Origin of the sequence: Marinobacter salexigens (assembly GCF_018860765.1) — a bacterium.
GTDB lineage: Bacteria > Pseudomonadota > Gammaproteobacteria > Pseudomonadales > Oleiphilaceae > Marinobacter > Marinobacter salexigens_A.
In genome coordinates this window covers 651,580-664,283 of sequence record NZ_JAHKPV010000001.1, presented here as the reverse complement: position 1 = coordinate 664,283, position 12,704 = coordinate 651,580, and the positions used below count along the sequence as shown (strand labels likewise).

The following is a 12,704-nucleotide window of genomic DNA, read 5'->3' as shown; positions in this document are numbered from 1 at the left end:
CTTCAATTGCTTCATTACCGGTGTCTGTATGAGTAGTATTAAATGGTATTCCGGCTTGATTAACGAGCCCCTGACGGCAGCGCTAAAACCAGCGCTGCCTATGCTTGCAATTGGCACCCTGGCGGCTGCCTTGTCCGGCCTGACAAAACTGGGCGCACTGTGGTGCCTGGTGCAGGTGATCGATGATCAATCCGTAACATGGATCATCGGAGTAGGCGCGCTGTTGCTAGCCAGCGCAATACTATCATCCGCAGCATCATGGTCCACTCACAAAGCGGAAGCCGGGTTTGCTGCCCGGCTGCGCCGACAGGTGGCTAAGCACCTGATCCGGCTGCCAGCAAGCACGCTTACCCGGTGGGATGACAAGAAACTGCGCAGCCTGTTATCAAACGATGTCCTCTCGCTACATCATTTGGTAGCCCACCTCCCTGCCGAAATCGTTACGTTTGCCATCGTCCCTCTGGTGTCTATTGCATTTCTCGTGGCCATCTCTGGTTTGCAGGCACTACTGGTGCTAACCCCCGGTGCAGTGGCAGCGCTCTACTATCTATGGTTTATGCCTAAAATTTCGGCACGTCATGGTGAGCAGCGTGCGAAAGTCATGTCGGAAATCGTAACCGCAGTGGACGAGTATGTGAGGGGCATTCGGGCTAGCCGTATTTATGGTGCACAATCCGGGGCTCTGGCTTCCTACCACAGTGCCACAGACAGATTTACCCACGGGATGATTACCTGGGTCAGAAAGGTGGCAACGGCCGCGGCGGTTGCTGTGTCGCTTCTGCAGGCCGTAGCGACGTTTGCTATTGCCTACGCAATCACCTACCAGCAGGGTACCGCAGCAATAGCCGCTGGCCTGTTTTTCGGTTTGGCTATCGTAACCCCTTCGCTCAGGCTTGGGCATGGTCTGGACTACGTTTCCGCCGGACGAAATGCGGCACGCCACCTGACAGACTTTTTTCGCGAACCCCCGCTTCCCAGCGCCAATGCAAGGGTGCCTGAAAGCCGTGTACTGCTGGAAGCAAAGGCAGTCACCTTAACGGCAGGCGAACAGTTCGTTGTTGAGAGGACGGATTACCGTTTTTCTCCCGGGACGATGACGGTTATATCCGGACCCAGCGGCGCGGGGAAGACTACATTGCTCAGAGCTCTGGCGGGGCTGGAGCAAACACTCAGCGGCTCCATGCGCCTGGCAGGCGTCGATTTAGTCATGCTTAATGAAGAGGCTCGCCATCAGACAATCCGGCTATTACCGCAGGGCAGCTCTGCTCTGTTAACAAGCGTTCGAGAGAACCTTACTCTGGCTGATCCAGAGCAGGCTGATGAAAAGCTCGAAGCGGCGCTGCGTCAAGCGCGGCTGGAAGTTGATCTCGACGCCCATGCCGGCAATCTATCCGGAGGTGAAATGCAGCGTCTGGGGCTGGCGCGCATGTTTCTTACGTCCGCACCGGTACTTCTACTGGACGAACCAACCAGTGCACTGGATCCGGATACGACCAAACACATCATCAAATCCCTGCAGCTACTCGCGCACAGCCAAGGCAAAACCATTGTCATTGTTTCTCATGATCCGGTGTGCGCCGCCGAAGCAGATGTTCATCTACAAATGCAGAGAAATACACTAAGGGTTCCGGAATGAACGCCTCAACGCTGAATGAAAAGAGCACTCGCAAATCCCCTTTCTCACGAGACTCTCGCAACCGGGTGTTGGCAATCAGTCTGGGCTGGATTGTTGTCGCGGCGCTCGAAGCAACTGCATACACAACACTAGCGCTAGCAATTGTTCACCATCACCCCCCTGTCACAGTGGTAACAAGCGCTGCGATAGCCATGTTGATGACCGTGTTAGTGACACGCGCAGGCTTTCTTTCAGGCGCCCGGTTGTCTGGAGATCTGTACGCAGCGCTAGGCAATGCATTAGCACGGGCCAAGTTGTCGTGGTTTTCCGGCGAGCATCAGGCAGAGGTTATGGTACTGGCCGGACGCGGAATTCCGGGATTTATGAGCATTCCAGCCCACCAGTTACAGTCACTACTACACGCTCCACTCATACCCCTGTTACTTCTGATTGGTCTGGGATTAGTCGGTGGACTAGAGATAATGCTTGTGGCGGGTTGTTTACTTGCCATGTCGCTGGGAATGCAGTTTTTTGCACAGCGCGCCCTCAAGAGAATTGATATCGAACGGCATACCAGAGACCTGAACACAGCCCAGTCCACGCAAGAGCTCATAGACCACCTGGAACTGCTAAGAAACGCTGCAGGGCCGGTACTGGCGCTAAAGCGTATCGAGTGCCAATGGGAGCATCAGGAACAGGCGATGGCGAGAATCAACCGGGGCGCTGCCATTGCAGTTTTCATCTCGGCACTGGCGGGAGCCTTGCCATTGGTGGGGCTGGCAAGTTATCTGATCTTTACAGGTTTCAACAACCCCGGCCAATTATTGGCGCTATTGGTGCTTATCACTCGCGCTGCAGCGCCTATGGAAGAACTCGCCCTATCAGGGCTTGTCATCAACGACCTGCGAGCTGCGCTGAAGGACTATCACCAAATCATTGATGCACCAGCATTGCCAGAAGCCGGGCCAGATGAAGTCAAACAGCCAGAAGGATATGGCCTTGCTGCAACGCAAGTCAGCCACTCACCGATGCTACACGATATTTCTGTGGACGCCCCAGAGGGTGCCAGACTACTAATCGTTGGCCCTACTGGGAGTGGCAAAAGTACATTGATTGAACTGCTGATGCGTTTCGACGATCCGGAGCGTGGGGAAATTACCCTCGGTAAGGTTCCGCTGGCGAAGATTCGCTATGAGGATCTAATGGCACACATTGCATACGTCGGGCAGGACCCCGTCATTTTTACCGGCACACTCGCCGATAACATTCGGATAGGAAAGCCGCACGCATCAGACGCAGACCTAGAAAAGATTGCAAGGTACGTCACGTTAGGAAGCGTAATAGATCGTTCGCCACTTGGTATAGAACAGCCGGTCGGCCATCAAGGCTCGGCTCTTTCCGGTGGGGAGCGCCAACGTCTAGCACTGGCCAGAGCATTGATTAAGGGCGCTCCCATTTTGGTTCTTGATGAGGCCACCTCAGCCTTGGATCAGAATACCGAGAAAGAAATCGCCAAAATCATAAGAAGACTGCCGGGCACCGTTATTCTGGTTACCCATAGGAACGAGACTATCTGGGCCCCCACTCATACGATAATGCTGGGCGGTTAAATACGGGGAGCGGATCAGGCTGTCTGCCTCAATCCGCTAAAAGGCATTTCCGTAGTTCCAATGATACTTCAGTGGACCATCATTGCCGATTGCTTAGACGGATAGGTGACTGGACACGTCGGCCAGTTCAAATATTGGGCAAAAAACTCTGGCTGGAGTGACGCATCCAGCAAGATGTCGATGCATTCGTTGCTGCTGCAATATTCGCTCATGCGGACGTGGCAGCGCTCTGTCGCTCGCAAGCTCTCAAGAGCTCGAAGCAACATATCGTCAGCAACGCTATGTTCACCGCAATTACGCAAGATGCTGCACAAAAGAATGGCAGAAAGAGTCAGCTCAACATGCATACAGTCAGAATTTCGGGTACGAACCAAACAAGCTAGATCAAAGGCGTTGCCTGCCACAATGATGACTTTTTCAGAATCCCGACTTTCGTACAAAGTAAGGGCGTTTTCCATCCAGTAAACCCACAAATCATTTTGTTCTATGAGTGACAAGTTTGCGAACATCGAGCGGTGGTGCGGACAAAGAAATTTCATGACATCCTCCTTGGCTTTCACCGAACGATAATAACAACCATTCTCATCAAGGCAAGTTAAATTAGAGGGCTTATTGCAACCAACCCCAGCAAGTCCCGTTCTTCGCCGGTACTTCGATTCCAGTTACATTCCAGCTCAGAGACTCAAAACTGTCATCAGACGTTAACTAAGCCTAGGCAATATTAGCGCCTGTACAGCCTTAGATTAACCAACCACCCCATTCTCGCCGACTAACGCGATGCTGGAAAAAACCAATATATCCAACAAAAGGCCCGTTATGAAAATCTTGCTTATATTGCCACTGATCATCGGCGCTCTCGCTATGTTATCCGGCTGCAACGACAGCGATAACAACGCCAGCGCGCCCGAAGCGACGCCTTCTGATGACAGCTCACCGCTGGTTCAGCTTGGTCCCAGACCTTACTTTTTGGTTAACGATATGGATGAGGGTGAACTGAAGAGTACGCTGCAAGCGTGTGAATCTATGACCCCGACCGCAAGCGCTTTCTCCATTGCCCACCGTGGCGCACCGTTGCAGTTTCCTGAACATACCCGCGAATCCTATGTGGCAGCTGCCAAAATGGGGGCTGGGATTATTGAGTGCGACGTTGCCTTTACCAAGGACCGGCAATTAGTCTGCCGCCACGCTCAGAACGACCTGCACACCACGACCAACATTGTGGCCGTGCCAGAGCTGAACGCCAAATGCACACAGCCATTCGTGCCCGCCAATCCGAGCGCAGGCACTAAGGCTGAGGCTGAATGCCGCACCAGTGACATTACGCTAGCTGAGTTTAAGACGCTCCGGGGAAAAATGGATGCGTTTAATGAAGATGCCACTACCCCTGAGGAGTATCTTGGCGGTACCGCCGATTGGCGCACGAATCTGTATGCCACTGAAGGCACCCTGTTAAGCCATCGCGAAAGCATCCAACTGATTAAAGAGCTGGGCCTCAAGTTCACTCCAGAACTGAAAACACCGGTGGTCGAAATGCCTTTTGAAGGTGACTACACACAAGAAGACTATGCCCGCCAGATGATCAGCGAATACATCTCTGCTGGCGTGAGCCCTGAGGATGTATGGCCGCAGTCATTCCTGTTGGATGATGTCGTATTCTGGGTTAATCAAATGCCTGAGTTTGGACGCCAAGCCGTATTTCTGGATGAGAAAAGTAACGACCCAGAGAACACATCTATGGCGTACATGGAAAGCCTTACCCAACAAGGGGTTCCTATTCTGGCACCCGCACTTTGGAAAATGCTAACTCTAGACGCTCACCAAAAGATTGTTCCGTCTGACTATGCACTCAACGCTAAGGCTGCAGGCCTTGATTTGATTGGCTGGTCATTAGAGCGCAGCGGGCCCCTAAAAGAAGGTGGTGGCTGGTATTACCAAAGTATCAGCGATGCCATTAACAACGACGGCGATATTTATACAGTAATTGATGTGCTGGCTCGGGAAATAGGTGTAATAGGCATTTTTTCAGACTGGCCTGCGACCACCACTCACTACGCCAATTGTATGGGGCTTTAAAAGTCTCATTCATCCGCATTCACCTGATCAGCCGATCCCTCTAGGTTAAACGAGATTGCGTGACACAGACTTTTGGGTTCAATCCCTTGTCGGTGTCACGTAACCATAACATTACCTGATTAGTATCTGGCTGATGATGGTTTCATGACCCAAGGACACACCTATGAATAAATTGATGACACTAACTTGCGCAGCCCTAATGACCCCAATGCTCGCGCAGGGCGCATTCAAACTGGACTCCCGATACAGTGATCAGGACGGTGATCTGATTGCAGACATTCCTGCCAAGTCTGAGCAGGTCGACCCTTCTACGCTGATTTTTGCATACACGCCGGTGGAAGACCCTTCTGTTTACGCTGAAGCCTGGTCTGACTTTTTAGACCATCTGTCTGAGAAAACGGGTAAGAAAATCCAGTTTTTCCCCGTTCAATCCAACGCTGCACAAATCGAAGCCATGCGCGCCGGACGCCTCCATATTGCCGGTTTCAATACTGGCTCCAACCCGATAGCCGTTGCATGCGGTGGTTTCCGCCCTTTCACCATCATGGCTTCTGCTGATGGGTCATTTGGCTACGAAATGGAAATCATCACCCATCCGGATTCCGGCATTACTGATGTAGAAGGGCTAAGAGACCGCGAACTGGCCTTTACCTCTGAAACCTCAAACTCAGGTTTCAAGGCGCCATCTGCGATTCTGAAAGCCGATTATGACCTTGTACCAAACAGAGATTTCACTCCGGTGTTTTCTGGCAAGCATGACAACTCCATTCTTGGGGTTGCCAATAAAGACTACGACGCTGCAGCCGTTGCCAACTCAGTTATGTCGCGCATGCTGAACCGGGACGTCATCAAAGAAGAGCAGATTGTATCTTTGTATAAGTCCCAGACCTTTCCCACCACTGGATACGGCGTCGCACATAACCTGACACCAGAACTTCAAGACAAGATTCAGAAGGCGTTTTTCTCCTTCAACTGGGAAGGCACCTCTCTGGAAGAGGAATTCTCTAAGTCAGGTGAGGCCCAGTTCATCCCGATTACCTTTCAGGAACACTGGGAAGTTATTCGTAAGATCGATGATGCCAACGGCGTAGTTTACAACTGCCGCTAAGGGCTCAGACCACAACCTGTCGTCAGTGGGTTGGCCACGTTGCGAGATGTGGCCCACCCACCGTCTTTTATTATCAGCAATGGCAACAAATTGTGCTTGAACTAAAAGCCTTATCAAAAACCTACAAAACCGGCGACCGAGCGCTGAGCGATATCAGTTTCTCCGTACCTGCGGGGCAGGTCGTAGGGCTGATTGGTCCCTCTGGCGCGGGCAAATCAAGCCTGATTCGGTGCATCAACCGCTTGGTTGAGCCAACCGCCGGCAGCGTTTGCCTCGGTGAAACCGAGCTGACCACCCTCAACGGCCGGGCTTTGCGTCAGGCTCGCCGACGTATCGGTATGATTTTTCAAGAGTACGCTCTGGTAGAGCGTCTTACGGTGATGGAGAACGTGTTGTCTGGACGATTGAGTTATGTCTCCAGTTGGCGATCTTTCCTACGCCGATTCCCTCAGGCTGACATTGATCAGGCCTTCAGTTTACTGAACCGTGTGGGACTAGGTGATCACTGCAACAAACGGGCTGATGAACTCTCGGGAGGTCAACGGCAACGTGTAGGTATTGCCAGAGCATTGGAGCAGAATCCGGAACTTTTGCTGGCAGACGAACCTACCGCATCACTGGATCCTAAAACCTCCCGCCAAATTATGCGGCTAATCCAGAGCGTTTGTCGGGAAATGAACCTGCCCGCCATCATCAATATTCACGATGTTGTGCTGGCTCAGAATTTTACAGACAGAATCATCGGCTTACAGGCTGGCAAGGTGGTGTTTGACGGCTTGCCATCTGCCTTATCCCACGAGGCCCTCACTCGTATCTACGGCGCCGAGGACTGGGGCCAGATGCAGCAGACCAATGAGCCACAAGACGACGATACCCTCCTAGAGAACTCTCTAGATAGCTCGCCAATGCTGGTGAGCTCGTGAGTAGTAATATCAGCTCTTCGCGAACTTGGAAGCGGCCGCCGGTATTGCTCAAAAGCCAACGCTGGCGCTGGATTATCATGTCAGGCAGCGTGGTCTATCTGATTCTGGCGATCAACTCGGTGGAGGTCGACTGGTTTCGGGTTTATGAAGGGTTAGAACGAGGATGGCGCTTCATTCAGGGGTTTCTAACACCGGATTTCAGCTCTCGCTGGCAGGATATCCAGATTGGACTGATCGAAAGCTTGACCATGACTCTAACCTCCACTGTAGCCGGCGTATTGGTCTCAGTACCAATCGGCATCGGTGCCGCCCGTAATCTAGCCCCAGCGCCGGTGTATATGTTCTGCCGGAGCATCATTACGCTTTCACGCTCATTTCAGGAAATCATTATCGCAATTCTGCTCGTCGCCATGTTCGGGTTCGGACCTTTTGCCGGATTTCTTACGCTGACGTTTGCCTCTATTGGGTTTCTGTCCAAGCTGTTGGCCGAAGACATCGAAGATTGTGACAGCGCCCAAATCGACGCCATTCGCGCTAGCGGTGCTCGTTGGTGGCAAGTCGTTAACTATGCCGTTCAGCCTCAAGTGATGCCACGGCTAATAGGCCTTTCTCTGTACCGTCTGGACATCAATTTCCGGGAGTCATCGGTTATCGGCATCGTCGGCGCTGGCGGTGTAGGAGCCACTCTGAATACAGCCATCGATCGCTACGAATACGATTCGGCTGGCACCATTTTAATCATCATCATCGCAATAGTGTTGGTGGTGGAATACTCCTCATCCTATATCCGACGGTGGGTTCAATGATATCCGGAGCAGACACGCAGATCTGGCAGTTCCGCACCCCAAAACAACACATGCTGCGATGGCTCGGTTGGTTCTGGTTAGTAGCGTTGACCGTATTTTGCTGGAACCTGATGACCGAAGACACCATCTGGGCTTTTGTAGCAGACGCTCCCCGCCAGGCCTCGGATATTGGTGGTCGCATGCTTCCGCCACGCTGGGGCTACCTCAATCAACTTTGGCAGCCGCTCTGGGATACCCTGAACATTGCGACCCTTGGCACGTTGATTGGTGTGATCATCGCAATACCTGTAGCATTTTTGGCCGCAGGCAACACCACACCGAGCCGCTATTTCGTGCGCCCAGTTGCGTTGCTGATCATCGTGACCTCCCGGTCAATCAACTCCCTTATCTGGGCGTTGCTGCTAGTAGCCATCATAGGCCCGGGGCTATTGGCGGGAATTATCGCCATCGGTCTTCGCTCCATTGGTTTCGTTGCAAAGCTCCTGTATGAGGCTATCGAAGAGATTGATGAGAAGCAGGTAGAAGCCATACGGGCAACAGGCGCTTCCGGTGCACAGACTATTGATTACGCGATTGTCCCGCAGATCCTCCCGGCATTCTGGGGTATTTCAGTCTTCCGGTGGGACATCAACATTCGCGAATCAACCATTCTCGGGCTGGTTGGTGCAGGTGGCTTGGGCTTACAACTCCAATCGTCATTAAGCACATTGGCCTGGAACCAAGTAACCGTAATATTTCTCGTTATTCTGGCAACGGTTATTGTTTCAGAGTGGGTGTCTGCAAAGGTCCGGCAGGCAGTGCTTTAGAGTCGTTCAAGTGCCACTTGGCGTCCCTAAATCAATCTCGGACTAACTCGCCACTGTCACGCTTGCGAGGACGCCAAAACATAATCACATTTCCTGCAAGGGTCAGGCCGATCCCGATCACGGCAAGCGGTGTCCAGTTATAGCCTTCGAATAGGGTCGAGATTGCCAGCGCTACCATCGGGAACAATACTGTCGCGTAGCCTGCCTTTGCAGATCCGATTCTTGCGACAAGCATAAGGTAGGTCGTGAAGCCGACTACCGACCCAATCACCGCAAGGTAGACCAGCGCCACCCAGTACTCTGGCTTCGTAGAAAGTGTCAAAGGTTGTCCGCTCGCTAGGATTAAACCTAGCAGCGCAAGCGCGCCGATGCCCATACCCCAACTGTTGGCAATAACGGGCGTGATTCCGATACTGCTGTTGCGCCGCGAGGCCATGTTACCGAGGGAAAACATCACCGTTCCAAACACGGCCCAGCCAATGCCCTTAAGAGTAGCTGCGTCGAAGCTGACCACGAGGTCGGTCCAGAAGATAAGCACCAAGCCCGTTGCACCAACACCACCGGCTAGAAGCGTTTTTAGAGTGATCCGGTCGCCGAAAAATAGCCGCGCGTTGATCGCATTGAAGATTGATGCCAGCGAGAAAACAATCGACACCAGCCCCGATGGAATCAGCGCCGAGGCTTTGTACAGACCGATAAAATTGAAACAGAAGAGGCAAAGGGCCTGAAGAACAACAAAGCGCCAAATTGATGGACGCTTAAGCCGCTGCATCAGCGCAAGCCCGGCCAGCATTATCAGCCCTGCTAGCCCGAAACGGAAAAAAATGGACACGATGATTGGTATCTCACCGATCTGCGCCACAATACCGATCCAGGTAGTCCCCCAAATAAGGACAGTGGTTATAAACAGGGTGATATTGTTCATAGTAGGCCTTCAACTGCATTTTGATGCCTTTACGCTACCCGCTTTCCCTATTCCGGTTTTGCATATTCTTGCGGTTAAGTTCGATAGGCGTTAATCAACTTCGATTGTGCTTTGGTAAGCTAATGTCATGACTCGAACCGTTGAACATTTTCTCAGCCTTTCAAACGCCGAAAATCTCTCCACCAAGATGAATCTGGGTGCAGGGTGCGGTGTGGCAATCTGGGAAAATAAAAACGATCACGTACGATACGACGCGCCACACAATAATACCTTTAGCCTGTACCTGAAGGGCGGGACAGGAACACGACGGCTTGATGCAGGTAAGGCATCGGGCTGGCCTGGCGCAGTCTGTATCATGCCAGCGGGACAAAGTTCAGAGTGGGAGATCACCAAGCGATTTCGCTTCGTTCACCTCTATCTTTCTGACGAAAAGCTGCGAAGTATGTTTGCGGAGGCCCATGACTGCGACGCACGCCGACTGGACCTACCTGAAGCCAACTTCGCCGATAAACCGCATGTGGCACAACCGCTTGCCGAACTCGCCCATGCAGCCATGTCGAACAATCTGCTTCACGCGGAAGGCGCTCTAACAGATCTGATAGGAGGACTTTCTGGTCGGCAAACACGCCTTCTTGGGGGGCTCGCGCCTCATATCCTGTGTCGAGTGGAGGACTTTGTTGAAGCCCACCTCGCCTCGACCATTCAGCTTAGTGACCTTGCGCTGCTGGCTAATATGTCCGAGTTTCACTTCCACCGAATGTTCCGTCTAGTGCAGGGCTGCCCTCCTCATGCTTGGATTACCAAACAGCGAGTGCGCCGAGCAAAGCAACTTCTGCGCTCAGACGCACCCCTTGTAGAAGTTGCCGTCGATTGCGGTTTCTCAAGCCAGAGCCATCTGACTCGCGTCTTCCGCGAACAGACCGGCCGAACTCCGGCACAATACCGTAAGCTTCTTTGGGAGGCTCTCTAACCTACTCAACCGTAACGCTTTTCGCTAGATTTCTCGGCTGATCCACATCCGTGCCTTTGAGCACGGCAACGTGGTAAGAAAGCAGTTGTAACGGAACGGTATAGACAATTGGAGCGGTTATTTCATGTACTTCCGGTAGCTGCACCACATGGATGTTTTCTTCTGGCTTTATGTTCGCTGAGCTATCGGCAAACACAAACAGCTCGCCGCCCCGAGCACGCACTTCTTCCAGATTCGATTTCAGCTTTTCGGCCATGCTGTTATTGGGTGCCACCGTGATCACCGGCATTTCGCTGTCTACCAGCGCCAGCGGACCGTGCTTGAGTTCGCCTGCAGGATAGGCTTCAGCGTGAATGTAGGAAATCTCTTTCAATTTCAGAGCACCTTCCATGGCCACAGGGAACTGCGAGCCGCGACCTAGGAACAGGGAATGGTTTTTATCCATAAAGCGCTTAGATATCTCTGCGATCTCCCCTTCCAACGCCAATACATCGTTCACCTGTCCCGGTACTAGGTGAAGCGCTTGAACAATCTCGGTTTCGCGTTCTTCGCTCAAACCGTTTTTGCGGGCCAGCGCCAGAGTGAAAATAAGCAGTGCGACCAGCTGGGTAGTAAAAGCTTTTGTGGAGGCAACACCAATCTCCGGGCCAGCCTGAGTCATGATGACCAGATCGGATTCTCGCACCAAGGAACTGCCCGGCACGTTGCAGATAGCCAATGCGGCGCGGAAGCCCGCTTTTTTGGCTTGACGCAGAGCAGCTAGAGTATCGGCTGTCTCGCCAGACTGGGAAATACACAGAAACAACGTGTCTTGCTGGATAACGTGTTTGCGATAACGAAACTCGGAGGCTACTTCCACGGAGCAAGGTATATCGGCCAAATCTTCGATCCAGTAGCGGGCTACCATTCCGGCGTGGTAACTGGTGCCACAGGCAATAATTTGTACGTGACGAACATCTTTTAGTAAGTCACCAGCCTCGGTGCCAAGAGCTTGCTCCAGCACCCGTGAGGCTGTCACACGTCCTTCCATAGTCGCCTTGATCACTCTTGGCTGCTCATGGATTTCCTTGAGCATATAGTGCCGATACTCGCCTTTATCTGCGGAGTCTGAGCTGTGTTCAAAGCGGTTTGTGGGCCGGTCCACCTGCATGCCATCACGGTCGTGAATCTCGATGCGGTCCTTGCGGATATCCGCAAGATCGCCTTCTTCGAGGAACATGAATCGATCGGTTACTGGCAGCAGTGCCAGTTGATCGGAGGCAATAAAGTTTTCACCAATGCCCACTCCGATCACCAGCGGACTGCCTTCACGGCATACAACCATGTGGTCGGGCTCGTCTGCATGCACCACAGCAAGTGCATAGGCGCCACGCAGGCGAGTTACGGAGGTTTTCACCGCCTCGTAAAGTTTGCCCAATTCGCGGAAGTTCTTTTCTATTAGGTGCGCAACAACTTCTGTGTCGGTTTGAGACGTAAACTCAAACCCGTCGGCCTTTAGTTCTTCACGCAGTTCCTGATAGTTTTCGATGATGCCGTTATGCACGATTGCTAGGCGGTCACCGGACATGTGGGGGTGAGCATTGAGCTGAGACGGCTCGCCGTGGGTTGCCCAACGGGTATGGGCGATGCCCAGATAGCCGGAAAGCGGGCTGGCTTCAATTGCAGCGGCAAGTGAGGCTACCTTGCCCACTTCTCGAGCACGCTGCACGGCACTCTTTCCATCCAAAACTGCCATACCGGCGGAATCGTACCCCCGGTATTCCAGGCGGCGCAGGCCCTCAAGAAGAATGCCCTGAACGTCCCGTTCTGAAACCGCACCTACAATGCCACACATGTTTCGTACCCTGTTCGTGATAAAAATCGTGGTG

At 52.7% G+C, this 12,704-nt stretch carries 11 protein-coding genes; 8 read left to right on the top strand and 3 right to left on the bottom strand.

From position 1 onward, the window contains the following. Nucleotides 1-28 precede the first annotated feature (28 nt). The gene (locus tag KO508_RS02945) at nt 29-1,636 is read left to right on the top strand and encodes an ATP-binding cassette domain-containing protein (protein WP_216006824.1); all 1,608 of its coding nucleotides are present in this window, start codon (nt 29-31) and stop codon (nt 1,634-1,636) included. Further along, entirely contained in the window at nt 1,633-3,225 is a 1,593-nt protein-coding gene (locus KO508_RS02940) for an ATP-binding cassette domain-containing protein (RefSeq protein ID WP_216006823.1), read from the top strand. Before KO508_RS02945 ends, KO508_RS02940 begins: the two co-directional genes overlap by 4 nt. 68 nt (nt 3,226-3,293) lie before the next feature. Here KO508_RS02940 and KO508_RS02935 read toward each other — a convergent pair whose 3' ends face one another. Continuing rightward, nucleotides 3,294-3,764 carry a hypothetical protein gene (locus KO508_RS02935; RefSeq protein ID WP_216006822.1) on the bottom strand — a complete coding sequence of 157 codons (471 nt, stop codon included), beginning with the start codon at nt 3,762-3,764 and terminating at the stop codon, nt 3,294-3,296. 277 nt (nt 3,765-4,041) lie between these two features. On the opposite strand from KO508_RS02935, the gene KO508_RS02930 reads away from it, so the two are divergent. The 5 genes from KO508_RS02930 to phnE (KO508_RS02910) all read left to right on the top strand — a co-directional run bounded on the left by KO508_RS02930 (nt 4,042) and on the right by phnE (KO508_RS02910) (nt 8,941). After that, nucleotides 4,042-5,298: a glycerophosphodiester phosphodiesterase family protein gene (locus KO508_RS02930; RefSeq protein WP_216006821.1), complete on the top strand. Its 1,257-nt coding sequence runs from the start codon at nt 4,042-4,044 to the stop codon at nt 5,296-5,298. Between the two features lie 163 nt (nt 5,299-5,461). Further along, nucleotides 5,462-6,406: a phosphate/phosphite/phosphonate ABC transporter substrate-binding protein gene (phnD, locus tag KO508_RS02925; protein WP_216006820.1), complete on the top strand. Its 945-nt coding sequence runs from the start codon at nt 5,462-5,464 to the stop codon at nt 6,404-6,406. Nucleotides 6,407-6,498: 92 nt separating this feature from the next. Further along, a complete protein-coding gene (phnC, locus tag KO508_RS02920; RefSeq protein ID WP_216006819.1) occupies nt 6,499-7,329 on the top strand; it encodes a phosphonate ABC transporter ATP-binding protein in 831 nt (276 codons plus the stop codon). Then, nucleotides 7,326-8,135 carry a phosphonate ABC transporter, permease protein PhnE gene (gene phnE / locus KO508_RS02915; protein WP_354667996.1) on the top strand — a complete coding sequence of 270 codons (810 nt, stop codon included), beginning with the start codon at nt 7,326-7,328 and terminating at the stop codon, nt 8,133-8,135. Before phnC ends, phnE (KO508_RS02915) begins: the two co-directional genes overlap by 4 nt. Beyond that, nucleotides 8,132-8,941 carry a phosphonate ABC transporter, permease protein PhnE gene (gene phnE / locus KO508_RS02910; RefSeq protein ID WP_216006818.1) on the top strand — a complete coding sequence of 270 codons (810 nt, stop codon included), beginning with the start codon at nt 8,132-8,134 and terminating at the stop codon, nt 8,939-8,941. Before phnE (KO508_RS02915) ends, phnE (KO508_RS02910) begins: the two co-directional genes overlap by 4 nt. 31 nt (nt 8,942-8,972) lie before the next feature. On the opposite strand, the gene KO508_RS02905 is transcribed toward phnE (KO508_RS02910), so the two are convergent. Further along, on the bottom strand, nt 8,973-9,866 hold the full coding sequence (locus KO508_RS02905) for a DMT family transporter (RefSeq protein ID WP_216006817.1): 894 nt from the start codon (nt 9,864-9,866) through the stop codon (nt 8,973-8,975). A gap of 127 nt (nt 9,867-9,993) precedes the next feature. Here KO508_RS02905 and KO508_RS02900 point away from each other — a divergent pair, with 127 nt between their 5' ends. Then, complete coding sequence (locus KO508_RS02900) at nt 9,994-10,836, top strand: helix-turn-helix domain-containing protein (protein WP_216006816.1); 843 nt, start codon at nt 9,994-9,996, stop codon at nt 10,834-10,836. Nucleotide 10,837: 1 nt separating this feature from the next. Here the strand turns inward: KO508_RS02900 and glmS are convergent, their stop codons facing one another. Continuing rightward, a complete protein-coding gene (gene glmS, locus KO508_RS02895) occupies nt 10,838-12,670 on the bottom strand; it encodes a glutamine--fructose-6-phosphate transaminase (isomerizing) (RefSeq protein WP_216006815.1) in 1,833 nt (610 codons plus the stop codon). Nucleotides 12,671-12,704 lie beyond the last annotated feature (34 nt).

What these genes read in the sequence shown, in the direction of transcription:
- KO508_RS02945 (WP_216006824.1), top strand. Translation starts at nt 29, where the DNA reads ATGAGTAGTATTAAATGGTATTCCGGCTTGATTAACGAGCCCCTGACG.
- KO508_RS02940 (WP_216006823.1), top strand. Translation starts at nt 1,633, where the DNA reads ATGAACGCCTCAACGCTGAATGAAAAGAGCACTCGCAAATCCCCTTTC.
- KO508_RS02935 (WP_216006822.1), bottom strand. Translation starts at nt 3,764, where the DNA reads ATGAAATTTCTTTGTCCGCACCACCGCTCGATGTTCGCAAACTTGTCA.
- KO508_RS02930 (WP_216006821.1), top strand. Translation starts at nt 4,042, where the DNA reads ATGAAAATCTTGCTTATATTGCCACTGATCATCGGCGCTCTCGCTATG.
- phnD (WP_216006820.1), top strand. Translation starts at nt 5,462, where the DNA reads ATGAATAAATTGATGACACTAACTTGCGCAGCCCTAATGACCCCAATG.
- phnE (WP_216006818.1), top strand. Translation starts at nt 8,132, where the DNA reads ATGATATCCGGAGCAGACACGCAGATCTGGCAGTTCCGCACCCCAAAA.
- KO508_RS02905 (WP_216006817.1), bottom strand. Translation starts at nt 9,866, where the DNA reads ATGAACAATATCACCCTGTTTATAACCACTGTCCTTATTTGGGGGACT.
- KO508_RS02900 (WP_216006816.1), top strand. Translation starts at nt 9,994, where the DNA reads ATGACTCGAACCGTTGAACATTTTCTCAGCCTTTCAAACGCCGAAAAT.
- glmS (WP_216006815.1), bottom strand. Translation starts at nt 12,670, where the DNA reads ATGTGTGGCATTGTAGGTGCGGTTTCAGAACGGGACGTTCAGGGCATT.